This is a genomic window from Aromatoleum buckelii, from assembly GCF_012910785.2.
In the GTDB taxonomy this organism is placed as follows: domain Bacteria; phylum Pseudomonadota; class Gammaproteobacteria; order Burkholderiales; family Rhodocyclaceae; genus Aromatoleum; species Aromatoleum buckelii.
Genome location: NZ_WTVH02000010.1, coordinates 972061 through 996945, shown reverse-complemented (window position 1 = coordinate 996945; position 24885 = coordinate 972061). Strand labels below are relative to the sequence as shown.

Sequence of the window (24885 nt, the reverse complement as noted above, 5' to 3'; positions counted from 1 at the left end):
CTTTTGCGCGACTCCGCACGCCGCCGCGACTGCTTTCGCCGGCCCTTTCGCCTGGCAGCCGCGCGTCGCCGCGAGACACGTTCGACCTGTCCCTTCGCTTCCCGCAGCAAACTGCCTGTGACCTGCCTGCAAGACCCCCGCTGCGAGTCATTCGCCATGAAATTTACTGCATCTTTATTGCGCATCACGAAAACACATTTTAGAATGTGAAACTTGCTGACCGGATGCAGGGTCGGCGATCCACGATTCAGCCCCGACTGCTCCACAAGAGCGGAAACCGCAAACCTCAATCGATGAGGAGACAGAGAATGGCCGCTACATCGAACGTGATCCTGCAGCCCGACCAGGACAGCCAGGAAACCCAGGAATGGCTCGACGCTCTCGCCGGCGTCGTCGCCAACGAAGGCCCCGAACGGGCCCACTTCCTGATCGAGAAAATGATCGAGGCCGGCCGTGAGGAAGGGATCGACATCCCCTATTCTGCGACGACCCAATACATCAACACGATCCCCGCCAGCCAGCAGCCGAAATACCCGGGCAACCCGGACATGGAGATCAAGCTGCACTCCTACATCCGCTGGAACGCGATGGCGATGGTCGTGCGCGCGAACAAGCACACCAACGTCGGCGGCCACATCGCGTCGTTCGCGTCGGCTGCCGCCCTTTATGACGTCGGCTTCTCACATTTCTGGCGTGCGCCGACGAAGGACAACGGCGGCGACCTGATCTTCTTCCAGGGCCACTCGGTGCCGGGCGTCTATGCCCGCGCGTACATGCTCGGCCGCCTCACGGAAGAACAGCTCGACGGCTATCGCCAGGAAGTCTCCGGCAAAGGCATTTCGTCGTACCCGCACCCGTGGCTGATGCCGGACTTCTGGCAGTTCCCGACGGTGTCGATGGGTCTCGGACCCCTGTGCGCGATCTACGCGGCGCGCTTCATGAAGTATCTCGACAGCCGCGGCATGGTCGAAGCGAAGGACCGCAAGGTATGGGCTTTCGTCGGCGACGGTGAAACCGACGAAGTCGAGACGCTCGGCGCGATCGGCATGGCCGCGCGCGAAAAGCTCGACAACCTGATCTTCGTCATCAACTGCAACCTGCAGCGCCTCGACGGCCCGGTGCGCGGCAACGGCAAGATCATCCAGGAGCTCGAAGCCGAATTCCGCGGCGCCGGCTGGAACGTCATCAAGGTCATCTGGGGCACGCACTGGGACTCGCTGCTCGCGCGCGACACCAAGGGCCTGCTGAAGAAGCGCATGATGGAATGCGTCGACGGCGAGTACCAGACTTTCAAGGCGAAGAACGGCGCCTACGTGCGCGAGCATTTCTTCAACACCCCGGAACTGAAGGCGATGGTCGCCGACTGGACCGACGACGAGATCTGGCGCCTGAACCGCGGTGGCCATGACCTGTTCAAGATCTTCTCCGCGTACAAGGCGGCGGTCGAGCACAAGGGCCAGCCGACGCTGATCCTCGCCAAGACGATCAAGGGCTTCGGCATGGGCCAGGCCGGCGAGGCGATGAACATTTCGCACCAGCAGAAGAAGCTCGACACCGACGCGGTGCGCCGCTTCCGCGACCGTTTCGAGCTGCCGGTGCCCGACGACCAGATTGCGGAGGTGCCGTATCTCAAGTTCGCCGACGATTCGCCCGAGCAGAAATACCTGCTCGAACGCCGCATGGCGCTGGGCGGCTTTCTGCCGGCTCGCCGCCGCCAGGCCGAAGCGCTTCCGGTGCCGCCGCTCGCCACGTTCGCCGCGCTGCTGAAATCCTCCGGCGAAGGCCGCGAGCTCTCCACGACGATGGCCGTGGTGCGCATCATGAACACGCTGATGAAGGACAAGCAGATCGGCCGCCATGTCGTGCCGATCGTGCCCGACGAATCGCGCACATTCGGCATGGAAGGCATGTTCCGCCAGTACGGCATCTGGAACCAGCAAGGCCAGAACTACGTGCCGGAAGACCATGACCAGCTGATGTTCTACAAGGAATCGAAGACCGGCCAGGTGCTGCAGGAAGGCATCAACGAAGCCGGCGCGATGGCCGACTGGATCGCCGCCGGCACCGCGTATTCGGTGCATGGCGTGCAGATGATCCCTTTCTACATCTTCTATTCGATGTTCGGCCTTCAGCGCACGATGGACCTGTGCTGGGCGGCAGGCGACCAGCGCACGCGCGGCTTCCTGATCGGCGGCACTTCGGGACGCACGACGCTCAACGGCGAAGGCCTGCAGCACGAGGACGGCCACAGCCTGCTGCTCGCGAACATGATCCCGAACTGCGTCAGCTACGACCCGACTTTCCAGTACGAAGTCGCCGTCGTCGTGCAGGACGGCATGCGCCGGATGTTCGCCGAACAGCAGGACGTCTATTACTACGTCACCGTGCTGAACGAGAACTACGAGCATCCCGAGATGCCCGCCGGCGCCGAAGCCGATATCATCAAGGGCATGTATGCGTTCCGCAAAGGGGGCGAGTCGACCAGCAACCTGCGCGTGCAGCTGCTCGGTTCCGGCTCGATCTTCCGCGAAGTCATCGCTGCCGCCGACCTGCTGAAGAACGACTGGGGTATCGAATCCGACCTGTGGGGCTGCCCGAGCTTCAACGAGCTCGTCCGCGACGGCCAGGACGTCGAGCGCTTCAACATGCTGCATCCGCTCGATGCGCCGCGCGTCAGCCACGTCGAGAAGTGCCTCAAGGACACGAGCGGCCCGGTTGTTGCCGCAACCGACTACATCAAGCTGTTCGCCGAGCAGATCCGCCCCTTCGTCAAGCGCACCTACGTGACGCTCGGCACCGACGGTTTCGGCCGCTCGGACACGCGCGAGAAGCTGCGCCACTTCTTCGAGGTCGATCGCCACTGGATCACGGTCGCGGCGCTGAAGGCGCTCGCCGATGACGGCCTGATCGAGCGCGACAAGGTCGCCGCCGCGCTGCTGAAGTACCAGCTCGAGCCGAACAAGCCGAACCCGATGACCGTCTGAGCGCCCCAGGGAGACAACAACATGAGCGAACTCATTGAAGTGAAAGTCCCGGACATCGGCGACTACGCCGACGTGCCGGTGATCGAGCTGTTCGTCAAGCCCGGCGACACGATCAAACTCGAAGACCCGATCGCGACGCTCGAATCGGACAAGGCGACGATGGACGTGCCGTCGACCGCCGCCGGCGTTGTGCGCGAAGTGCTGGTGCAGGTCGGGGACCGCGTCGCCGAAGGCAAGGTGCTGATCAAGGTCGAGGCAGCCGGCGCCGGAACCGCTGCCGCACCGGAAGCGGCCGGCAACGCGGCGGCGCAGGCGACGCCTGCGAGTTCTGGCGCCGCGCTGGAACAGTCGATAGCGTCCGCCCCGTCCGGCGCCGCTGCGCCGGCGCCTGCCCCTGCTCCCGCACCCGCCGCGACCGGTCGCAGCACCGAAGTGAGAGTCCCGGACATCGGCGACTTCTCCGACGTCCCGGTGATCGAGCTGTTCGTCAAGGTCGGCGACACGATCAAGCTCGAGGACTCGATCGCGACGCTCGAATCGGACAAGGCGACGATGGACGTGCCGTCATCGGCCGCCGGCGTCGTCAGGGAAGTGAAGGTAAAAGTCGGCGACCGGGTTTCCGAAGGAGCAGTGCTGATCGTCGTCGACAGCGCGGCTGGCGCGGCTGCCGCTCCGGCCCCCGCTGCAACGCCCGCTCCCGCGGCAACGCCCGTCGCGGCGCCCGCCGCCGCCCGCATCGCAGCTGCCGACGCGACGCCGGCCGATGCGCCCGAGGCATTCGAGCAGTCGAAGCTGTCCGCTCCCGCGTTGCCGCAGGCCGGCGCCCCGTCCGCGGTGGCCCTCGGCGGCAGGGTGCATGCAAGCCCGTCGGTGCGCGCCTACGCCCGGGAACTTGGCGTCGATCTCGCGCAGGTCCGCGCGAGTGGCCCGAAAGGCCGCATCGTCCGGGAAGACGTCACCGCGTTCGTCAAGGGCGCGATGCAGAGCGGCATCGTGCCGGGCAAGGCCGCTGCGGCCGGGGCGGGCGTAAGCGTCGGCGGCGGCCTCGATCTGCTGCCGTGGCCAAAAGTCGATTTCTCGAAGTTCGGCGAGATCGAGACCAAGCCGCTGTCGCGCATCAAGAAGATCTCCGCACAGAACCTCGCGCGCAACTGGGTGATGATTCCGGCCGTCACGTACCACGAGGACGCCGACATCACCGACCTCGAGGCTTTCCGCGTCGCGATCAACAAGGAGCACGAGAAGTCGGGCAAGAAGCTGACAATGCTCGCGTTCATCATCAAGGCGTCGGTGCGCGCATTGCAGCAGTTCCCCGAGTTCAACACCTCGCTCGACGCGAGCGGTGGTGAAATGAACCTCGTCTACAAGAAGTACTTCAACATCGCGTTCGCCGCCGACACGCCGAACGGGCTCGTCGTGCCGGTCATCAAGAACGCCGACAAGAAGAGCGTGTTCGAGATCGCTGCGGAATCGGGCGAGCTCGCGAAGAAAGCGCGCGACGGCAAGCTGGGGCCCGCCGACATGTCCGGCGCGTGCTTCACAATCTCTAGCCTCGGCGGCATCGGCGGCACGTATTTCGCGCCGATCGTCAATGCGCCGGAAGTCGCGATCCTCGGCGTCAACAAGTCGGTGATGAAGCCGGTGTGGGACGGCAAGCAGTTCGTGCCGCGCCTCACCTTGCCGATGTCGCTGACTGCCGACCATCGGGTCATCGACGGGGCGCTCGCGACGCGCTTCAACGTCTATCTCGCCCAGCTCTTGTCCGACTTCCGTCGGGTCATGCTGTAAGGAGACCGCGACATGAGCCAGATCGTTGAAGTGAAAGTCCCGGACATCGGCGATTTCTCCGACGTCCCCGTCATCGAGCTGTTCGTGAAGCCGGGCGATTCGATCAAGGTCGACGAGTCGATCTGCACGCTCGAGTCCGACAAGGCGACGATGGACGTGCCGTCGTCGGCCGAGGGCGTCGTCCGTGAAGTGCTCGTCAAGGTCGGCGACCGCGTCGGCGAAGGCGCGGTGCTGCTGAAAGTCGAGTCGCAGGGCGCAGGGGCCGGACCAGCGGGCGCCGGCGACGCGAAGCCCGTCCCCGCCGCTGCAGCGCCGGCGGCGCCCCCATCTCCCTCGGCGGCGGCGCCAGCGCAGAGTGCCGCGAAACCCGGCACCTACGCCGGTTCGGTCGACGTCGAGTGCGACATGCTCGTGCTCGGCGCCGGCCCCGGCGGCTACTCGGCGGCGTTCCGCGCGGCCGACCTCGGCCTGAAGACCGTCATAGTCGAGCGCTACGCGACGCTCGGCGGCGTGTGCCTCAATGTCGGCTGCATTCCATCGAAAGCGCTGCTGCACGTGGCCGCGGTCATCGACGAGGCCGAGCACATGGCCTCGGCCGGCATCAGGTTCGCGAAGCCGGAAGTCGACATCGACGCGTTGCGCGCGCACAAGGACAAGGTCGTCGGGAAGCTCACTGCGGGCCTCGCCGGCATGGCCAAAGGCCGCAAGGTCGAGGTCGTGCGCGGCTATGGCCAGTTCCTCGACGCGAACCACGTCGAAGTCGAGCTGACCTCCGGCAGCGGCCAGGACAAGACCGGCGAGAAGAAAGTCGTGCGCTTCGGCCAGTGCATTGTCGCCGCCGGCTCGGCCGCGGTGCATCTGCCGTTCATCCCGAAGGATCCGCGCATCGTCGACTCGACCGGCGCGCTCGAGCTGCGCACTTCCGACGGCAAAGCGCCGGCGAAGATGCTAGTCATCGGTGGGGGCATCATCGGCCTCGAGATGGCGACCGTCTATTCGACGCTCGGCACGCGCGTCGATGTCGTCGAGATGCTCGACGCGCTGATGCAGGGCCCGGACCGCGACGCGGTCAAGGTATGGGAAAAGCAGAACGCGCAGCGCTTCGACAACATCATGCTGAAGACGAAGACCGTCGCCGTCGAGGCGAAGGACGACGGGCTGTGGGTGACGTTCGAGGGCGCCGATGGTGGCAAAAGCGCTCCCGCCGGGCCGCAACGCTACGACATGATCCTGCAGGCGGCCGGGCGAAGCCCGAACGGCAGCAAGATCGGCGCGGAGAAGGCCGGCATCACCGTCACCGAACGCGGTTTCATCCCGGTGGATGCGCAGATGCGCACGAACGTGCCGCACATCTTCGCGATCGGCGACATCGTCGGCAACCCGATGCTCGCGCACAAGGCGGTGCACGAAGGGCACGTCGCAGCCGAAGTCGCGGCCGGCGAGACACAAGGCAAGTCGGAGCTCGCCCGGTCGGCGTTCGACGCGACCGTGATCCCGAGCGTCGCCTACACGCACCCGGAAGTCGCGTGGGTCGGATTCACCGAAGAGCAGGCAAAGCGGGAAGGCCGCAAGGTCGAGACCGCGAAGTTCCCGTGGGCCGCTTCGGGGCGCGCGATCGCGAACGGCGCCGACTACGGTTTCACGAAGCTGATTTTCGACGCCGAGACGCATCGCGTCATCGGCGGCGCGATCGTCGGCCCCTCGGCCGGCGACATGATCGGCGAAGTGTGCCTCGCGATCGAGATGGGCGCGGACGCGGTCGACATCGGCAAGACGATCCACCCGCACCCAACTTTGGGCGAAACCATCGGCCTCGCGGGCGAAGTGGCGCACGGCAGTTGCACCGATATCCCGCCGATGCGCAAAAAATAGGCTCGAGCGCTTCACGCAGCAAGCACGGGGGCGCTGCGGCGCCCCTGTTTCATCCGGCCTTGACCATCGAGGAAAACCCCGGTCAGAGCTCGACGGCGGGACGGGTTTCCCCGCTTTCAGGAACTCGCCGTTGCCCCTTCCGACAACGATCGCGCCAACGTATCGACTGCTTCCTGTCGCGCGTCGTCCGCCGGCCCGGCGCCGAAAAGTCCTGACCATTCACGATGCGCGCGCGCGCGCAGCAAGGGCTCCGGGATCGGCCCTTCACGCCATTGTCGCAGCTGCGGGTCGACGAGCCGGATCGGCGCGACCGCCGCGTGGCCGCGGGTCTCGAGCGCGTCGATGAGGCGCAGCTGGCGCAGTGCGAGCAGGCGCAGGATCGCATCGTCGACGCTCAGCTCGCGCTGCCCGCGCAGTTTCTCGACGACACGATCGCCGAACTGCCGCACTGCCTGCCAGCCTCCTCCGGCGAGCGCTCCGAGCGCAGCGGCAGTACCGAGCGTCAGCCCGCCGAGCATCAGGTCGATGCCGACTCCGGCGGCTGCTCCCGCCGCCGCACCGGTGCCGAGCCGCACGCCCATCGCCCGGAAGGTTTCCGGGTTGAAGAGATCGCTCTCCCAGCGCCCGTCGAGCAGCGGCAGATCGGCCGCATCGACATTATCGGAACGGAACCGGTAGAGCGCGAGCAGCGCGTCGACGCAAGCCTGCTCGCGCCGCCGCACGCGCTCGTGCAGCGCCACGACCGCGCGCTCGATCACCTGCGCCTCGGTCGCGACGGCAACCCGCGCCGCGGCGACGTCGACCAGCAGTTCGGCAACGAGCCCCAGCGCGGCACGATGCCGGGCTCGCGCCTCGCGCTCCCGGCACGCGACGAGGCGTTCGAGCGCGGGGCGATGCGCATCGACGAGTGTCGCGAGCTTCTCGTACAGACGCCGCTCGCCGTCGCGCTCAGGTGCGACCGTGTCGAAGCGCACGACTGCGTGCAGTCCGAGCCGCGCGAGCGCCTCGCGCCACGATGATTCGTTGGCGGCCGAATCGCACACGAAGTTCAGCACCGGCAGCAGCGGGATCGCACAGCCGCCGAGGATTGCGAGCTCGTCGCGATGCTTCGCGAGGACCGAATCGCGTACGTCGACGACATAGAACGCCGCGTCGCTCGCGAGCATCTGGCGCAGCACTTTCGCCTCCTGCTCGAAGCGGTGGCCGGCGACCGGGGTCGCGACGAAGCGCTCGATCCGGGCGGTATCGTCGAGCCGCTCGCCGCCCGGGGGCTCGATCGCCTCCAGCCGCTCGAGCAGCGCGATCGGGTCTTCGAGCCCGGGCGTGTCGTACAACTCGACGAGCACCTCGCCGTCGGCGAGCAGCCGCGCGCCTTCGACATGACGGGTCGTACTCGGCCGGCTAGATACCTCGCCGAAGCCGGTGTCGCGCGTCAGCGTGCGCATCAGAGACGTCTTGCCGGTATTGGTGTGCCCGACGACGGCGATGCGCAGCGGCCTAGTCATGTTCGGCTCCTGTCTCAGCGCCACGCAGCCAGTCCGTCGCGGCCGCCGGCGTTTCGATGACCCGTTCGGCCCTCATGCCGATGCCATCGAGCGACTCCCGCCAGTGGGGCGCATGCCCGCCGGCCCCGGCTCCTTCGCCCCCGGTCAGCCATACCCGGCAGTCGCCCGCGTGGCGCGACAGCTCGGCAATCAGTTCGAGGCTGCCGCGATCCGGCGTCTGGCGCGCGTCGCACGCGACCAGCAACCGCGCCGGGGGGTCGGCCTGCAACTCGGCGACGAGGCGCTTGCGCTGCTCACGGCTGTCGATGACTCCCGCATCGCGCACCCCCGCCGGCAGCGCGAGCGGCCACCCCGCCCCCGCGGGCAGCTCGAGCCCGACCGCGAGCGGCGAGCCGCTGCCGACCGAGTGTGCGCGATCCGCCCGCGGCCCCAGAGACGCCCCGGATCGGCATCCGTGACCCCGATCCGCTCGCTCGCCGGCGCGAGCCGCTCGGCGAGCACCGCGTAGCCGGGCAATGCCAAGTCGAGCCGCAGGCGCGCGCGCCCGACCCGCCACAGCACAAGACACATCGCCCACAGCAGCGCCCGCGGCACGATGCCATACATCGTCACGCAGCCCAGGAGCCACGACGACCATGCGATGCGCGCCGCCTCGTCGATGGCGGGGGCGGTGCCGCTCGCGCGCACATGCTCCGCGTCGGGCACCGCGAAGCCGACCTGCGCAGGCAGCCAGCCGACGATGCGCACGAGATGCACGAACACGTCCGCCGACAGGATCGTCGTTTCCCAAGCGAAGCCGTAGCGCCGTGCGGAGAGCGTCGCGAGCAGGCCGACCAGCGCGCCACACAGTGCAGCGAGCCACAGTCCGTGCGTCACTGCCCCGAGCCACCAGCGCAACAGCCGCGCGCGCCCGAGCAGACCCGCGAGGGCCTTCGCGACGTACATTGAAGCGGGACCGGCCGGCGACAGCCGCGTCGACAGCCACAGCCAGACGCGCCCGAGTGCTCCGCCCGCATCCCGCCCGCCGAACGACAATCCGAGCGCCCACAGCAGCAGGCTCAGCAGGTGCACGCCGAGCAGGCCGCCGAGCGCCCATACGACATTGACCGCCCGCGTTCCGTCGCCGAGCACCGCGAGCGCGGCACCGAACCCGCTCGCCAGCGCGACGGCCGACGCCAGCATCAACACCAGCCGGGATCGCCCGCCCCACGCCGCGATCATCCCGGCCATTCCGTCGCGCTCGCCCAGCAGCAGTGCCCGGCGCACGATCCGCTCCTCGATTCCGCCACCGGTCGCGCGCACCGCGGCTACCGCATCCCGGTCGTCGAGCGGGCCCGCCGCCGCCTCGCGCAGCCGGATCGCCTCCGCCAGCCAGCGCGATTCGAAGGCTGTCAGTCGCATGGAATCGGGGGCAGGCATGCGCGAAATCGGGTCCGGATCACGATCAGGACGACAGGATAGCGGATCGGCGGCTGCAGTCCCGCCCTCCGCTGCCGTCCGCCGTGTTCCTCGCCCTGCTCCGCTTCCAGCGTCGGTGCAGGATGCGCGAGCAAAACAGGCGGGCACCTCGAATAACCCGAGGTTTTCAATGAACCCCGGTGCGACACGATGACCGCGACCGAATTCGGTTCAGTTCCTTCGGCAAATCACCGCTTCTTCCCGCGGTGTCGCTCAGTTTTTGCCTCGAATCGCCTCGGACATCGGCGATGCGGCCCATTTCGGGCGTCAGAAGGCCTCGATTCCGGCCTTCCTGAAATAGACCAGCCGCTTCAGGTTGTAGCAGGCAGCCATCATCGTCATCGCAAAGTTCGCCCGCGCCTGACCGATGGTGCGCAGCAGCTTGCCGCCCATCTGCTCGATGGCCCCGAACACGTGCTCGACCCGCGCACGCGTCTTGGCGATGCGTTTGTTGCGTCGCTGCTGGCACTCGGACAGCGGCTTGTTGCGCTTGCCCTTCCGCTGGATCTGGTTGCGAAAGCCGTTCTCCTTGAGCCTGGCTTCACGCTGCTCGGACGGGTAGCCCCGATCGGCATAGACATCGCGGCTCGTGTTGCGCGTGTCGAAGACGTTGTCAAAGTGCTGGCTGTCGTGCGTGCTGGCAGTATCGGTCTCGATTCGGCGGATGATCTTGTACTTCTTGTCGATGTTGATCGACAGCTTGTAGCCGAAGTAGCTCTTGCCGTGCTTCCTGGTCCAGGTCGCCTCAGTATCCTTCTGGCGCCGCTTCGCCGGGCGCCACGAGGCGGGCATTGCGCCTTGCTCGATCAGTTCCTTCTCGCCGCGGCGGTTGTGCTGCTTGGGCGCCGGCACCAGCGTCGCGTCGATGATCTGACCGCCGCGCGCGATGAACCCCTTCTTGAGCAGCTGCGTCGAGACCCCGTCGAACAAGGCCTTCGCCCCCGCTTCACCAATCCGGTTCTCGAAGGTCCACACCGTGGTGCGATCCGGAACGTTCGTCGCATTCGCCAGTCCGCAGAAGCGCTTGTAGCTCATGCGGTCGAGCAACTGGTACTCCATCTGCTCATCGGACAGGTTGTACAGACGCTTCAACACCAGGATGCGCACCATCGTCTCGGTCGGGTATGGCGGGCGCCCGCCCTGCGCACTCACGAGTCGCGGCGCAATCATATCGACCTCGGCCGCCAGCGCGGGAAAATCGATATGCGATTCGATCTCGACCAGCGGGTCACCCAGCGTGTCGATCTTCTTGCAGTGGGCATCAAAGGCAAACAGGTCGGTCTTGATGGCGCTGCGCGGTTTCATCGATGTCGGCTGTGGCGAGATTGAGGACGCTGTAATTTTACCAAGGGTGGGCGAGTCGAGGTTTTTCGAGGCGCCCAGGCATAAAACCCCGTGGTGATATGATCACTGCATGGCGCAAAAATATGTCCGTCAAACGGGAATGCCCAAAGCGTGAATTAATCCGGGGTTCCGACCGCTGCCCGCAAGACACTCACAAGCGACTGTTGCAGAACGGAAAAACGACCCGCTATGAGGGTTTCAGGAAAAAGGCGAGAAGGATCGTGAATACCTGCTTCGATCAAAAAAACCACTGTCGCGCCGGCGCGTAAAAAACTCTCTACAAAAAACTCCCGTACACTTGAATCGAAGGGACACTGCCCTTATAGTGCAAAGCATGGTTGTAATTCCGGCAACCCGGAGACGTTCTGGACGCGGGTTCGATTCCCGCCACCTCCACAGTGGGCATTCTCGAGAGTGTCCAGTGTGGGGGTGCACCGGTTTCGACAGGGCGGGCGATGGTGAGCAGGCAACCCGAGAGGCGACGGACGTAATCCGCGCAAATCCACAAACGCCAACGATGAGCGTTTCGCTGTAGCCGCTTAAGGCAACAGCCGGGGCCGCCTGAGCCCTGTTACCAAAGACGGCTGGCGGGGGCTTCGGCCCCCGCTTCACGTTCACCGTAGTTGGTCATCGGTTGCTCGGTTGCAACCTGGCTGTCCTTCCCCCGTGATCCTGGCCGCCAACGGGGCTCACCGCACCAAGAACGGCAGGTTTGCCGTCGCAGCCTTGCCGTTGCGGTCGCGCAGGGTGATGAAGAGCCGGTAGGGGCCGGGCTCGCGGGGGGCCACAAAGCGGACAGTGGCGGCATCGGCCTGCAGCGTCTGCACCGGAACACGGGCGGGAACAGGCTCCGTATCGGAATCCGGCTTCCAGCCGGGGCTCTCGGCCAACACCTTCCATTCGGTGGTTAACGTCGATCCGTCGAAGGATACTGCGTCGACGCCGGCCGAGATTTCCTGCCCTGGCGCGAATTCGTCGGCGGCAATGCCAATGCCGTGGATCACCGGAGCGGACTCGGGCACCCGCTTGCCCCACGCACGGCTTAGCGCATCGGTCATCGCAGTGAGGCTGCCATCGGGCAGCAGAAGGCCGTGCCAGGTTTCGGTCTGTTCCTGCTTCGCGCCCCACAGGAACGGGAAAACGCCGACGACTTGCGGCTCGCGGGCGAGATGGTCGAGCGCATCGCGAAAATAGACCGCTTTCTCGGTGCTGGTGGGCTCCACCGGCGCGCCCCAAGGCTTGCGTCCGGCCTGCCATTGACCGAGCGGGCCCAACTCGGCGATCACGATCGGTTTGGCGACGCCTGCCGCTTGCAGCCGGCGCACGATCTCGAACACGGAACCGCCGAAAGCGTTGACGCCCAGCAGATCCGCGTTCGGGCAGCAATCAGCGAGCCGTCGGAGATTCTCGTCGCTGTTGTCGGACACCACCATCAACGTCGGGTGCGCCGGATCGACCCCCTTGACGATACCGGCCAGGCGGTTCACCTCGCGCCAGGCCGGCATCGGCTCCGGCTGCGCGAGTTCCACCTCGTTGCCGACCCCCCAAGCCAGCAGCGCAGGATGATTGCGATGTCGTATGACAAAGTCGCGTATGCGCTGCTCCTGCGCATGCACCATCGCAGGATCGTCGAGCCGGAAGCCCAGGCGCGGATGAGCCACCCACAGTCCCATCACCACTTTCAGCCCGAGGCGCTCGGCCTCGTCGAGCACCCACGCGTCCGCCTCGCTGTACACTCGCACGACACGAGCGCCTGCATCGGCGAGCTTCTTCAACCCGATCCGGTCGCTGCTGAAGGCCGCACCCTGCCACCGTGACTGCCCGACGGGAACATCTGCCGACAATGCGGACAGGGCCAGCGCAGACAGGAATGCCGCCGCGAGCGCAGCAGCGAGACAACGGATGGAAGCAGTCTTTCTTGTCGTCATACCCTCAAACGTCCTCGCTCCGATTTCGGCTGGCCCTACGTCGAGCATTCATGAAAAACGGCAAAAACCCAAGCACCGCAAAAAAACTCCACCGCGCAGCCTATGCTCGAATCCGTCGCGCTCGGCCAGGTCATGCCTCATCGTCCCGATGATGTCGGATCGGCAATGCAGAGTCGGAGGGAGCTTCGAGCGGCGCGACGAGTTCGGGGCCTTCATTGCGCACGTTGCCGACGCGCTTCGTCACCGCCTGCATCCGGACCAGAGCGGACTCGTACGGCACGAGCAGCCGGCGCACCAGCTCGGGATGGGTTTCCTTGCTCAGCCACAGATCGTAATCTTCCTCGGGGACGATGACAGGCATGCGCTCGTGGAGCTCGCCCATCGCGTCGTTCGCCTCGGTGGTGATGATCGCGAAAGTGTCGAGCGTCTCGCCGTCGGGCTTGCTCCAGCGCTCCCATAGCCCTGCGAAAGCGAACAGGCGGTCATTCGCCGGACGAATGAAATACGGCTGTTTTCCGCCCGCGACCTTCTGCCATTCGTAAAATCCCGACGCCGGCACGAGGCAGCGGCGGCTCTTGAACGCGTTGCGAAAGCTCGCCTTCTCGGCGAGCGTCTCGCAGCGGGCGTTGATCAGGCGCGCGCCGATCGTCTCGTCCTTCGCCCAGGACGGAATCAGGCCCCAGCGCAGCAGATGCGCCACCCGCTCACCCGAAGCCAGCTGCCGGATGACGGGCAGCCTCTGCGTCGGCGCGGCGTTGTAGCGCGGAGGCAAGTTTCGAACCAGCGAATCGATATCGCAGCCGAACTGCTCGCGCAACCGCGAGATCGCGTCATAGAGGGCGTAGCGACCGCACATGCCGCGACTCCTTTGCCGAAGGGGGTGTCAGCGACAATAGTAGTTCGTTTGCCGGGCAGCGGATAATCCCTTCCAGGCGCGCCAGGCGCCAGGCGGACAGGTCGGCGTTGTTGTGCCATCTTGCCGCAGAAGTCCGACGGGCGATCCCGGAACGGGGCCGGAATCCTGCACTGCCATCAAGCTGCCGGGTGCCTCCAACCGGCATTGCGAATTCGACAAGGGCGACTTCGATACTCGCTCGCGGGATGGACGGAAAGGAGAAGGAAACATGCATTCTGCGAAACAGCCTTGGTGGAGAGGCCGTCGCGGCGAATGGTTCGTCGTCCTGCAGGCGTTCCTTATCGCCCTCATCCTGTTCGGGCCGAGAACCGCCCCCGGCCTGCCGCCCCGGCCGGAGACCGCAGCCGCCGTCACGTCAGTCGTTGGCGCCTTGCTGATCGCTGCAGGACTGGCGATGTCAGTCGCCGCGGCACTGCACCTCGGCTCCAACCTCACTCCCCTGCCCCATCCCAAGGAACACGCGACGCTGGTGGTGACCGGCCCGTATCGATGGGTGCGGCATCCGATTTACAGCGGATTGATATTGATGGCGGTCGGCTGGGCGCTGTTCATCCACGGATGGCTGACGCTGATTTACGCCGCCGGGCTGTGGCTGTTCTTCGACATCAAGTCGAGACGGGAGGAACGCTGGCTGACCGAACGCTTCCCCCACTACACCGAATACCAGCAGCGGGTGCGCAAGCTGATTCCGTTCATTTACTGAGCTCGATCCGGACCGCTCGACAGCAACGCGTCGTAGCGCGTGAAATCCGCCGAACTGAAGCAACAGAAAATCACTTCCCGGAGCGAGCCGGACTCCTCCAGCGCCGTCCGTACCATGTTCACGGCGATCTTTGCCGCGAGGTCGGCCGGATAGCCATAGACGCCCGTGCTGATGCACGGAAACGCGATCCGCTCGACGCCGTGCTCTCGGGCGAGCCGGAGCGCCTGCGAATAGCAGGCAGCGAGCAAGCGATCTTCGCCATCCTGGCCGCCGTGCCAGACCGGTCCGACGGTGTGGATCACGTAACGCGCCGGCAAATTGTAGCCGCCCGTGATCTTCGCCTCGCCTGTCCTGCAGCCCCCGAGAGTGCGGCATTCGGCGAGCAAACCCGGGCCCGCTGCCCGGTGAATGGCGCCATCCACGCCTCCGCCGCCCAACAGCGACGCGTTGGCCGCGTTGACGATCGCGTCTACAGCCAGGCTGGTGATATCGGCCTTGACGGCGCAAAGCATTGCTTCCGACATGTACCCGTCCAATATGATCAAACGTCAAGTTTCACATCTGCTTCCCGGTCATTGTAGGCCCACGCTCAAAACCGCTTCCACCCTTGTCCCTACGGCCTTCGACGGCTGCAGCATTTGAACGTTGCTCCGGGACGATCTACATTGGATCGTTCGTCGGGAGGCGCAGCGTTTGTGTTCGCCCGCATCGGACTCGTCTTTGGAGGAATCCCGACATGAGCGATGAGCTACAGTCCAGGACATGCACGCCATGCCGCGGCGACGTGCCTCCACTGACGAAAGCGCAGGCCCAGCGCCAGCTGGCGCAGACGCCGGCGTGGACCCTTTCGGACGACGGGCGCTGCATCGAGCGCAGCTTCACTTTCGGCAACTTCAAGGACGCGATGAGCTTCGTCGCGAAGCTCGGAGATCTGGCCGAAACCGAGGGCCATCACCCGGACATCTGCTTTGGCTGGGGCTGGGCCCGCGTGACGTGGCAGACGAAGAAGATAAACGGTCTCCACGACAACGATTTCATCATGGCAGCCAAGACCGACGGGCTGGCGCCAAGGTGACGCGCGCAGGTGCCTTTCCGGCTTCCCCTCGCCGCAGCCGTTCGTGAAAGCCTTGCCGCAAGCGCCGGCACCGCTGCCGCGAACGGGAAATTGTTTCAACGCGCTGTAGTTTTTTCAGCCGGGCGACGAGCTGCAGACGCAGCACGCACCAAGGCCGGAGTCCGGGTGCGTCTTCGACAAGCCTTTTCGGCGAAGGCCTGCAGTCGCGGGCAGCGCAGGGCCCGGGCGGCACTGGCGGCAATCCGTTTTCCGCGCACCGAAGCGCCCCAGCCCCGTCCGGACGGGCCGAATCTTCTTCCCGGCATCTGCCTTGCAGCGTTCGGCATTCCGAAAGCCCGGGACGGAGAACGATCATGAGCGACACAGTCGGCGACTTCCTGCTCCAGCGCCTGTCGGCGTGGGGCGTGCAGCGGGTATTCGGCTATCCGGGCGACGGCATCAACGGCATCATGGGCGCGTTCGGGCGCTACGGCGAAGGGCTGCGCTTCGTGCAGGCGCGCCACGAGGAGCTCGCGGCGTTCATGGCGTGCGCGCACGCGAAATTCACCGGCGAAGTCGGCGTGTGCCTCGCGACTTCGGGCCCCGGCGCGATCCATCTCCTGAACGGCCTCTACGACGCGAAGCTCGACCACCAGCCGGTCGTCGCGATCGTCGGTCAGCAAAGCCGCGCCGCGCTCGGCGGCGACTACCAGCAGGAAGTCGACCTGCTGTCGCTCTTCAAGGACGTCGCGCACGAGTTCGTGCACATGGTGACGGTGCCCGAGCAGGTGCGCCACGTCGTCGATCGGGCGATGCGCATCGCCCGCGACCGGCGCACCGTCACCTGCATCATCTTCCCCAACGACGTCCAGGATCTGCCCTACCAGGCGCCGCCGCGCGAGCACGGCACAGTCCATTCGGGCATCGGCTACACGGGGATTCGCATCGTGCCGCGCGAGGACGATCTCGGGCGCGCGGCCGCGATCCTCAACGCCGGGCAGAAAGTGGCGATGCTCGTCGGCGCGGGCGCACTCGACGCGACCGACGAGATCATCGAAGTCGCCGAGCGGCTCGGCGCGGGCGTGGCCAAGGCGCTGCTCGGCAAAGCGGCCGTGCCCGACGAGCTGCCGTTCGTCACCGGCGCGATCGGGCTGCTCGGCACGAAGCCGAGCTGGGACCTGATGAACGACTGCGACACGCTGCTGATGGTCGGCTCGGGTTTCCCGTATTCGGAGTTCCTGCCGAAGGAAGGCCAGGCGCGCGGCGTGCAGATCGACATCGAGCCGCGCATGCTCAACCTGCGCTATCCGATGGAAGTGGCGCTGCTTGGCGACGCGAAGGAGACGCTGCAAGGGCTCTTGCCGCATCTGGTGGCGAAACCGGACCGCGCGTGGCGCGCGACGATCGAGCACGGTGTCGAACGGTGGTGGCGCGTGCTCGAAGGCCGCGCGCTCAACACCGCGCACCCGATCAACCCGCAGCGCGTGTTCTGGGAGCTGTCGCCGCGCCTGCCCGAGCGCTGCATCCTCACGTGCGACTCGGGATCGGCGGCGAACTGGTACGCGCGCGACTTGAAGATGCGACGCGGCATGATGGCGTCGCTCTCGGGGGGGCTCGCGACGATGGGGCCGGCCGTGCCGTACGCGATCGCGGCCAAATACGCCCACCCGGACCGCCCGGTGATCGCCTTGGTCGGCGACGGGGCGATGCAGATGAACGGCATCAACGGGCTCGTGACGATCGCCAAAGTGTGGCGCGAGTGGGCTGATCCGCGCCTCGCGGTAATGGTGCTCAATAACGGCGACCTCAACCAGGTCACTTGGGAGCAGCGCGCCATGGAAGGCGACCCGAAGTTCATCGACGCGCAGGCGGTGCCCGATTTCCCGTACGCCGAATACGCGCGGCTGCTGGGCTTGGGCGGCATTCGCGTCGACGACCCGGAGCAGGTCGGCGCGGCGTGGGACGCGGCGCTTCACGCGGACCGACCCACGCTCCTCGAGATGGTCACCGACCCGGACGTGCCGCCGCTGCCCCCGCACATCAGCGCGAAGCAGGCCAAAGCGTACCTGTCGGCGCTGCTGCACGGCGACCCCGACTCGCTCGGCATCGTCGTCGCCAGCTTCAAGGAAAGCTGGGACAGCCTGTTCCCGCCGGGATCGATACCCGGCTGAGCGCGACGCCGTTCTTTTTTCCGCAACCCGGCCGCCTTGTGCGTGCCGATCGCGAGGAGGGTTTCATGGCGTCAACGAAACCGCTGGTACTCATCACCGGTTCCGCGGGCCGACTCGGCAGCGCGATCGGCGCGGCGCTCGGGGAGCGCTTCGCCGTCGTCGGGTTCGAGCGCGATTGCAAGCAGGCGGCCAACTGCATCGACGTCGACCTCACTTCGCCTGACGCGCTCGCGGCAGCCTGTCGCACCCTTCGCGAATGCCATGGTACGCATATCGCCTCGGTCATTCACCTCGCCGCCTATTACGATTTTTCCGGCGAGCCGGATCCGAAATACGACGAAGTGAATGTGCAGGGCACGCGCCGGCTGCTCGAGGCGCTGCAGGATTTCGACGTCGATCAGTTCGTCTACGCGAGCACGATGCTGGTCCACGCGCCGACCGAGCCGGGCGCCCCGATCGACGAGAACAGCGAACTCGCGCCGAAGTGGCCGTACCCGCAATCGAAGCTCGAAGCCGAAGAGGCCGTGCTCGCGACGCGCGGGCGCATTCCGGCCGTGATCCTGCGCATTGCCGGCGTCTACACCGACGACTGCGAAGTCCCGTCGCTCGCCTACCAGATCCAGCGCATCTACGAGCGCCAGATGCTCGGCCACGTCTTCCCCGGCGATCCGACCCACGGCCAGACTTTCGTGCATCTGGACGATGTCGCCCAAGCGTTTCGGCTCGTCGTCGAGAGACGCCATGGACTGGGGGACGAAACCACGCTGCTCCTCGGCGAGCCGGTGACCGAAAGCTACGAGTCGCTGCAGAACCTGATCGGGCAGCTCATCCACGGCGAGCCGTGGGGAACGCGGCGGATACCCAAACCCGTCGCCGCGACCGGCGCGTGGGCGCAGGACGTCGTCGAAAAAGTCACTCCGGACGCAATCGACCGCGGCATCGAGCCCTTCATCCAGCCGTTCATGGTGTGGCTCGCGGACGACCACTACGAGCTCGACATCTCGCGGGCGACCGAGCTCCTCGGCTGGCGGCCGCAGCACAGCCTACGCCGGGTCCTGCCGAAAATGATCGGCCGGCTCAGGCAAAGCCCGGCTGCCTGGTACAAGGCGAACCACATTCCGCTGCCGCTGTGGCTCGAGGATCTGGCGGCGCAGCCGCAGCCCGAGGCGCAGCTCCTCGCCGAATACGACGCGCTCGATCGGCGCGAACACCGACAGACGATCTGGTGCCATTTCGCGAACGCGGCGCTCGGCCTGTGGCTCGTTTCGTGCCCGTTCATCTTCGGACTCGCCGATCGCTGGATGGAGCCCGGCGAACTCGTCGCGCCCAACCAGCGCGGCCTCGTCCTGTCCGACACCTGGATGACCGCCAGCGACATCGTCAGCGGACTGCTGATCACCGCCTTCGCGCTGGCCTCGCTGTCGCGGCGCATCGCGTGGGCGCGCTGGGCGACTGCCGCCGTCGGTACCTGGCTGCTGTTCGCGCCACTGGTGTTCTGGAGCCCGAGCGCCGTCGCCTATGCCAACGATACGCTCGTCGGAGCGCTGGTGATCCTGTTCGCGGTCGGCGTGCCCTCGACACCGGGCATCGGCCCGGTTGCGCGTCTGGCCGGGCCGGACACGCCTCCCGGCTGGGACTACAGCCCGTCGTCGTGGAACCAGCGCATTCCGATCATCGCGCTGGCCCTGGTGGGCCTGTTCATCTCGCGCTATCTGGCCGCGTTCCAACTCGGGCATATCCCCGCAGCGGGGGATCCGTTCTTCGGCGACGGCACCGAACGCATCATCACGTCTTCGGTTTCCGAAGCGTGGCCGGTTTCCGACGCCGGCCTCGGCGCGGCCGTCTATGTGCTCGAGATCGTCACCGGGATCATCGGCGACAAGCGGCGCTGGCGCACGCTGCCGTGGCTGGTGCTGCTGTTCGGTGTGCTGATCGTCCCGCTTGGCGCGGTGAGCATTTTTTTCATCATCATCCAGCCGGTCGTGATCGGCACGTGGTGCACGCTGTGCCTCGTCGCCGCCGCGGCGATGCTGCTGCAAATCCCGTACTCCTTCGACGAGATCCTCGCGACTCTCCAGTTTCTCAAGGAGCGCCGCCGGCAAGGGAAGTGGCTGTGGCACGTGCTGCTGCACGGCGACACCATCGACGGCGGAAGCGCGGACTATTCGGACAATTTCGAGGAACGCGCGCCGGTGGTGCTGCGCGAAATGCTCAAGGGCGGCGTGACCGTGCCGTGGACGCTGTCGCTCAGCATCGTCCTCGGGGCGGTCCTCATGCTCAGCCGGCTGCTGTTCGACGCGACCGGCACAGCGGCCGACAACGACCATGTCGTCGGCGCGCTGGTGATCACCTTTTCGATCATGGCGCTTGCCGAAGTCGCGCGGCCGTTGCGCTTCATCAACGCCGCTTTCGGCGCCTGGCTGCTGCTCGCGCCCTGGCTTCTCGACGGCTATACCGGCCTGGGTACCGCGACGGTTTCGATCATTGGTCTGCTGCTGGTCGCGCTGGCCTTGCCGCGCGGCGCAGTCGAAAGTCACTACGGCGCGTGGGACCGTTACGCGAAAGCGGGAGAGCGCTGGTCGAGGCTGGCGACGCCAGGCGGCTGACACTGCGGGGTCGCGACAGCCGGCGACGCCATTCGCGGATTCAATTCCGCGCCGGCACCGCGGCTGGCGCCGTTTCTTCGCCGAGCCGGCTCCACACGATCCAGCCGGCAGCGGCCAGATAGGCGAAGCCGCCCGGCACCCACATGATGAGCCCGGCCAGCTGCTGGTCCTCGAGGGCGCGCGCATCGCCGTAGAACGATACCCTGCCGAAAGTCAGCAACGCGCCCAGCAGCCCAGTGTGGATCAGCGTCAGCAGGATCGCGAGCAGCGCCGGCGCGAACCGGCGGCTGCACAGGACGGCCCACCAGAAGAGCCAGCCGCTTGCGACAAACAACACATGCTCGATCAGGTGCCACCACGGATCGTCTAGCGCCAGCCGGTACAGGCGCGGGGTGTGCCAGATCCAGATCAGCGCGCCGTGCACCGTCGCCGCCGCGAGCGGATGACGGCCGCAGCGCAGTATCGTCGCCCACAGGGGGCGCAATAGCGCACCGGTTGCGGCGCTCCACTGCGGCAAGGGGCCGGCCAGCGCTCCAAGCGGCGCGACCACGACGATGAGGAGCATGTGCTGCACCATATGCAGCGCCGTACTGTCCTCCGCCCAGCGGTCCAGCGGGCCGAACGCGGCCAGCGCGCCGATCGCCATCGCGGCGCAAAACCACGTCGCCTGCGCCAGGCCCGGCGGCACCCGTCGCGCCCCGAGGGCGTAGAGCCCGCACGCCGCTCCCAGCAGCCCCGCACTCAGAAGCAGCGGAAAGCCTGCGGGCAGCGACCCGGAAAGCGCGTGCGCCGCGGCTGGCCGCACCGTGACAAGCAGCGTCACCAGAACAAAGGCCGCGATCAGACGCATGGCGGCAGGCCCACGATCGGCAGCGCGATGAACAGCGTCGCCAGCACCGCGACCAGATGCACGCTCGCACCGACCCGCGCGATGAAGCGCTTCGCCCGCTCGTCCTTGCCGACCCGGCGCGACGCGCGCCAGCACAGCGCCGACAAGCCGAGCAGCAGCGCCACCGTGGCGAGCGACGCGCCGCCCAGCACGATGTTGAGCCAGTTCCACGGCCCTGCTGCCGCGTCCGGCGGCCCGATCGCGCAACCGACCGACAGGCCGCTGTACAGCGCGATGAACCACATACCCCATACGATCAGGCCGAGCGGAATCTGGAGCGGATGGTAAAGCCACGTCATCAGACGCCTCCCCACGTCGAAGGAAACAGCACCAGGGCTACGTAGGCGCTCCACATCACGCCGAGGTTGTAATACCAGAGCTGTCCGAGCACGATCGGCTCGTACGGCGCGGCACGGTCGACATAGCCGTAATGGACCCGCCACGCCTGCAGCGCGATCGCGATTCCCGCCAGGACGCAGTGGAAAAGGGCGTAGCCGAGGACGACGGCAATCACTGCGTCGTGGGCCGTCCCCTTCGGTGCGAGATCCGACGTGTACATCAGCCACAACAGATGTGCCGACTGCAGCAGGCCGAGCGCCGCGACCGCGGCAAGTTGCCCGCACAATCCCTTGTCCGAGCCCCGCCGCAGCGCCGCGAGAACCCGCCGCAGCCACAGCGTTGCCGCGCTCAGCAGCAGCGCATTCGCGAGCAAGCCGCGGGCGTCGAGCGGAGACTGCGCCGGCACCTGCCACTGCGGAGCGACGGTCCACAGGTAGAACCAACCGAAGAGAAGCGCTGCATAGAGCGCGCCGTCCGCGAGCAGCGTCACGCCCATCCCCCATCGTCCGGGGCCGTCGTGCGTGCGCCAGTGCAGCGGCGGGTCGCCGGCCGAAACCGGAACCCCGATGCCGGACTCTTCGTGGGCGCCGTTCTCCCACGACCAGCGCAGCACGAGGATCGCCGCCACGACGGTCGCGAAGCTGGCCACGGCATACGCTTTCACCAGCAGCCCGATGCACACCACCGACAGCACCAGCGCGACGGCGAACGGCAGCCAGGTGTTGCCGGGCAAGTGGATGATCTCGCGCACTTCGCCGGTCACGGCATCGGTGCCCCAGGTTTCGCGACGCCCGTGCGCGACCGTCGCCAGACCCTGCTCGCCGCGCGCCATCTTTTTGGCCAGCTCGGGCTGGTCCCACAGCGGGTAGCGGCTGTCGACGGTTGGCAGGCTGATGAAGTTGTAGGCGGCCGGCGGCAGCCGGGTGGCCCATTCGAGCGTATCGGCATGCCACGGATTCGGCGCGGCGCGCACGCCGAAGCGAAAGTGCAGCAGCACGTCGACTAGCACCGTGGCGATGCCGATCGCCATGATGAAACTGCCGATCGAGGAAACAAGGTTCGGAACGTCCCAGCCGAGCCCCGGCGCATACGTGTAGGCGCGCCGCGGCATCCCCAGCAGCCCGGTCCAGTGCATCACGAGGAACGTGAGGTTGAAGCCGCCGAAGACCAGCCAGAAACCCCAGCGCCCGAGGCGCGCCGACGGCATGCGGCCGGAAAAATGCGGCAGCCAGTAATAGACCGCGGCGACCAGCGGAAAGAACATTCCTCCGACCAGCACGTAGTGGAGATGGGCAACGACGAACTGGGTGTCGTGCACCTGCCAGTTGAACGGCACCAGCGCCAGCATCACGCCGGTCAGCCCGCCGGCGACGAATATCACGAGGAAGCCGAAGAGCCACAGCATCGGCACGTGATAGACGGGCCGGCCCAGCCACAGCGTGGCGAGCCACGAGAAGACCTGCACGCCGGTCGGGATCGCGACCAGCATGCTCGCGGCCGAAAAGAACGCCTGCGCCAGATGCGGGATGCCGACGGTGAACATGTGGTGCACCCACAACGCGAAGCTGATGAAGCCGGTCGTCAGCACCGCAACGACGACCCAACGGTAGCCGACGATCGGACGCCGGGCGAACACCGGCAGCACCGTCGAGACGAGGCCGGCCGCGGGCAGGAAGATGATGTACACCTCCGGATGGCCGAAAAGCCAGAACAGGTGCTGCCACAGGATCGGGTCGCCACCGCGGGCGACGTCGAAAAATGCCATTCCCGCGGCGCGCTCGAGTTCGAGCAGGATGCTGCCGAGGATCAGCGGCGGGAAACCCAGCACGATCATCATCGCCATTGTCAGGATGTACCACGCATAGAGCGGCATGCGCTGCAGCGTCATCCCGGGCGCGCGGGCACGCAGGATCGCCACCACCAGTTCGACCGCCGCGGTGACGGCGGAAATCTCGACGAACGTGATCCCCAGCAGCCAGAAATCCGAATTCACGCCCGGGCTGTACGGCAGGCTCGACAACGGCGTGTACATGAACCAGCCGGCGTCCGGAGCGAGCTCCAGGAACAGGCTCGCGGCGAGGATCAGCCCGCCGAAAAGGTAGCACCAGTAACCGAGCGCCGACAGCCGGGGAAACACCAGATCCCGCGCGCCGAGCATTTTCGGGATCAGGTACACCGCCAGGCCTTCCATCATCGGCACGGCGAACAGGAACATCATCACCGTGCCGTGCATCGTGAACACCTGGTTGTAGGTGTCGGCGTCCATGAAAGTCTGGTCCGGCAGCGCGAGTTGGGCGCGGATGAGCATCGCCAGCAGCCCGCCGAAGATGAAGAAACCGAGGCCCGTCAGAAGGAACAGCAGGCCGATGCGAGTGTGGTTCACGATCGTCGCCGCTCGCCAGCCGCGCGGATTGCCCCACACCTCTTCGAACTGCTGGTGGAGTTCGTCGGGGCGGCCGTCGATCATGGCAGGAAGGCGACGCCGGAGACGAGTCGGGGCGGGTTGCGCGCAGCCCCCGGAGCTGCGGGTGCGGGAAGTGCTCCGCCCGGAGTCGCGCCGGCCGGGTCCTTCCCGCCCACGTGTGCGGCTGCGGCCCGCTCCGTGAGCCATGCGGAAAAACCCGCCTCGGTATGCACGTGCACTTTCAGCACCATGTGCGCGTGCCCCGTGCCGCAGAATTCCGAGCACTGGCCGCGCAACGATCCCGCCTCGTCCGCCTGCAGGCGCAGGACGTTGGTGCGCCCGGGCACCGCGTCGATCTTGGGCCCGAGCCGCGGCACCCAGAACGAATGGATGACGTCGGCGCTGGTGACGTGGATATGCACCGCGCGGCCCGCTGGCAAATGCAGCTCATCGACGAGCACGACGCCGTCGCCCGGATATGCAACGTCCCACTGCCATTGCCGGGCCGTCACGTCGATGCGCAGCGGCGCTTCGCCGCGCCGCGGCAGCATCCGATCGCCGACGGGAACCCCGAACCCGAGCAGCAGCACGATGCTCGCCGCCGGCAGCAGGATTCCGCCACTGACGACCCACCGCCGGCTGATCCGTTTCGCCTCTTCGGGGCTGAAATCGCGCGGCCGGCGCAGCATCGCCACGATCCACGCCGCAGTGACACCCACGAGCACGACGGTCGCGACGATCAACATCGGCCACCACAGCAAAGTTACGCCGCGCGCTGCGGGGCCGGCCGGGTCGAGTATCGACTGCGGACCGTCGCACGCGGCGAGCCACGGCACGACGAGCGCCGGGAGCATCGATTGCACCGACAGGGCAGCAGCCGGCCGCGCCGATGGGAGCGGCACGCCTGCCCTCCGTCCACGCACG

16 protein-coding genes, 1 other RNA gene and 1 pseudogene are annotated in these 24885 nt (G+C 66.7%); 8 read left to right on the top strand and 10 right to left on the bottom strand.

From position 1 onward, the window contains the following. Positions 1 to 308 precede the first annotated feature (308 nt). The 3 genes from aceE to lpdA are packed head-to-tail and all read left to right on the top strand — an operon-like array spanning position 309 to position 6644. Positions 309 to 2984 (top strand): pyruvate dehydrogenase (acetyl-transferring), homodimeric type, encoded by a 2676-nt coding sequence (gene aceE, locus GO608_RS15350; protein ID WP_169200312.1) that lies wholly within the window; start codon positions 309 to 311, stop codon positions 2982 to 2984. 21 nt (positions 2985 to 3005) lie between these two features. Further along, the gene (gene aceF / locus GO608_RS15345; RefSeq protein ID WP_169200311.1) at positions 3006 to 4772 is read left to right on the top strand and encodes a dihydrolipoyllysine-residue acetyltransferase; all 1767 of its coding nucleotides are present in this window, start codon (positions 3006 to 3008) and stop codon (positions 4770 to 4772) included. 12 nt (positions 4773 to 4784) lie between these two features. Continuing rightward, positions 4785 to 6644 carry a dihydrolipoyl dehydrogenase gene (gene lpdA, locus GO608_RS15340; protein ID WP_169200310.1) on the top strand — a complete coding sequence of 620 codons (1860 nt, stop codon included), beginning with the start codon at positions 4785 to 4787 and terminating at the stop codon, positions 6642 to 6644. Between the two features lie 116 nt (positions 6645 to 6760). On the opposite strand, the gene GO608_RS15335 is transcribed toward lpdA, so the two are convergent. The 3 genes and pseudogenes from GO608_RS15335 to GO608_RS15320 all read right to left on the bottom strand — a co-directional run bounded on the left by GO608_RS15335 (position 6761) and on the right by GO608_RS15320 (position 10912). Further along, positions 6761 to 8149 (bottom strand): DUF3482 domain-containing protein, encoded by a 1389-nt coding sequence (locus GO608_RS15335; RefSeq protein WP_169200309.1) that lies wholly within the window; start codon positions 8147 to 8149, stop codon positions 6761 to 6763. Next, positions 8142 to 9094: pseudogene (locus GO608_RS19590) on the bottom strand (DUF2868 domain-containing protein). The gene GO608_RS15335 and the pseudogene GO608_RS19590 overlap by 8 nt, the downstream one beginning before the upstream one ends. A 780-nt stretch (positions 9095 to 9874) precedes the next feature. Continuing rightward, on the bottom strand, positions 9875 to 10912 hold the full coding sequence (locus GO608_RS15320) for an IS5 family transposase (protein WP_247002679.1): 1038 nt from the start codon (positions 10910 to 10912) through the stop codon (positions 9875 to 9877). Between the two features lie 323 nt (positions 10913 to 11235). Between GO608_RS15320 and ssrA the strand changes: the two genes are divergently transcribed. Continuing rightward, positions 11236 to 11562, top strand: a transfer-messenger RNA (tmRNA) gene (gene ssrA / locus GO608_RS15315). 78 nt (positions 11563 to 11640) lie between these two features. On the opposite strand, the gene GO608_RS15310 is transcribed toward ssrA, so the two are convergent. Together GO608_RS15310 and GO608_RS15305 are read right to left on the bottom strand one after the other, a co-directional pair. Next, positions 11641 to 12879: a glycoside hydrolase family 2 TIM barrel-domain containing protein gene (locus GO608_RS15310; RefSeq protein ID WP_169198135.1), complete on the bottom strand. Its 1239-nt coding sequence runs from the start codon at positions 12877 to 12879 to the stop codon at positions 11641 to 11643. 130 nt (positions 12880 to 13009) lie between these two features. After that, positions 13010 to 13735: an SOS response-associated peptidase gene (locus GO608_RS15305; protein ID WP_169198136.1), complete on the bottom strand. Its 726-nt coding sequence runs from the start codon at positions 13733 to 13735 to the stop codon at positions 13010 to 13012. Positions 13736 to 14003: 268 nt separating this feature from the next. Between GO608_RS15305 and GO608_RS15300 the strand changes: the two genes are divergently transcribed. Next, positions 14004 to 14498: a methyltransferase family protein gene (locus GO608_RS15300; RefSeq protein ID WP_169198137.1), complete on the top strand. Its 495-nt coding sequence runs from the start codon at positions 14004 to 14006 to the stop codon at positions 14496 to 14498. Here the strand turns inward: GO608_RS15300 and GO608_RS15295 are convergent. Beyond that, complete coding sequence (locus tag GO608_RS15295; RefSeq protein WP_247003184.1) at positions 14492 to 15010, bottom strand: O-acetyl-ADP-ribose deacetylase; 519 nt, start codon at positions 15008 to 15010, stop codon at positions 14492 to 14494. The genes GO608_RS15300 and GO608_RS15295 overlap by 7 nt on opposite strands. 224 nt (positions 15011 to 15234) lie before the next feature. On the opposite strand from GO608_RS15295, the gene GO608_RS15290 reads away from it, so the two are divergent. The 3 genes from GO608_RS15290 to GO608_RS15280 all read left to right on the top strand — a co-directional run bounded on the left by GO608_RS15290 (position 15235) and on the right by GO608_RS15280 (position 20329). Next, positions 15235 to 15573, top strand: a complete 339-nt coding sequence (locus GO608_RS15290; RefSeq protein WP_169198138.1) for a 4a-hydroxytetrahydrobiopterin dehydratase — start codon at positions 15235 to 15237, stop codon at positions 15571 to 15573. 353 nt (positions 15574 to 15926) lie between these two features. Further along, positions 15927 to 17723, top strand: a complete 1797-nt coding sequence (locus GO608_RS15285; protein ID WP_169198139.1) for a thiamine pyrophosphate-requiring protein — start codon at positions 15927 to 15929, stop codon at positions 17721 to 17723. A gap of 65 nt (positions 17724 to 17788) precedes the next feature. Further along, positions 17789 to 20329 carry an NAD-dependent epimerase/dehydratase family protein gene (locus GO608_RS15280; protein WP_169198140.1) on the top strand — a complete coding sequence of 847 codons (2541 nt, stop codon included), beginning with the start codon at positions 17789 to 17791 and terminating at the stop codon, positions 20327 to 20329. A 40-nt stretch (positions 20330 to 20369) separates the two neighbouring features. Here GO608_RS15280 and GO608_RS15275 read toward each other — a convergent pair whose 3' ends face one another. Genes GO608_RS15275 through coxB form a run of 4 tightly spaced genes read right to left on the bottom strand, consistent with a single transcriptional unit; the run spans position 20370 to position 24863 of the window. Continuing rightward, a complete protein-coding gene (locus GO608_RS15275) occupies positions 20370 to 21179 on the bottom strand; it encodes a cytochrome c oxidase assembly protein (protein ID WP_169198141.1) in 810 nt (269 codons plus the stop codon). Next, on the bottom strand, positions 21170 to 21517 hold the full coding sequence (locus GO608_RS15270) for a hypothetical protein (RefSeq protein WP_169198142.1): 348 nt from the start codon (positions 21515 to 21517) through the stop codon (positions 21170 to 21172). Before GO608_RS15270 ends, GO608_RS15275 begins: the two co-directional genes overlap by 10 nt. Further along, on the bottom strand, positions 21517 to 24024 hold the full coding sequence (gene ctaD / locus GO608_RS15265; protein WP_169198143.1) for a cytochrome c oxidase subunit I: 2508 nt from the start codon (positions 24022 to 24024) through the stop codon (positions 21517 to 21519). Before ctaD ends, GO608_RS15270 begins: the two co-directional genes overlap by 1 nt. Continuing rightward, positions 24021 to 24863 carry a cytochrome c oxidase subunit II gene (gene coxB, locus GO608_RS15260; RefSeq protein ID WP_169198144.1) on the bottom strand — a complete coding sequence of 281 codons (843 nt, stop codon included), beginning with the start codon at positions 24861 to 24863 and terminating at the stop codon, positions 24021 to 24023. Before coxB ends, ctaD begins: the two co-directional genes overlap by 4 nt. Positions 24864 to 24885 lie beyond the last annotated feature (22 nt).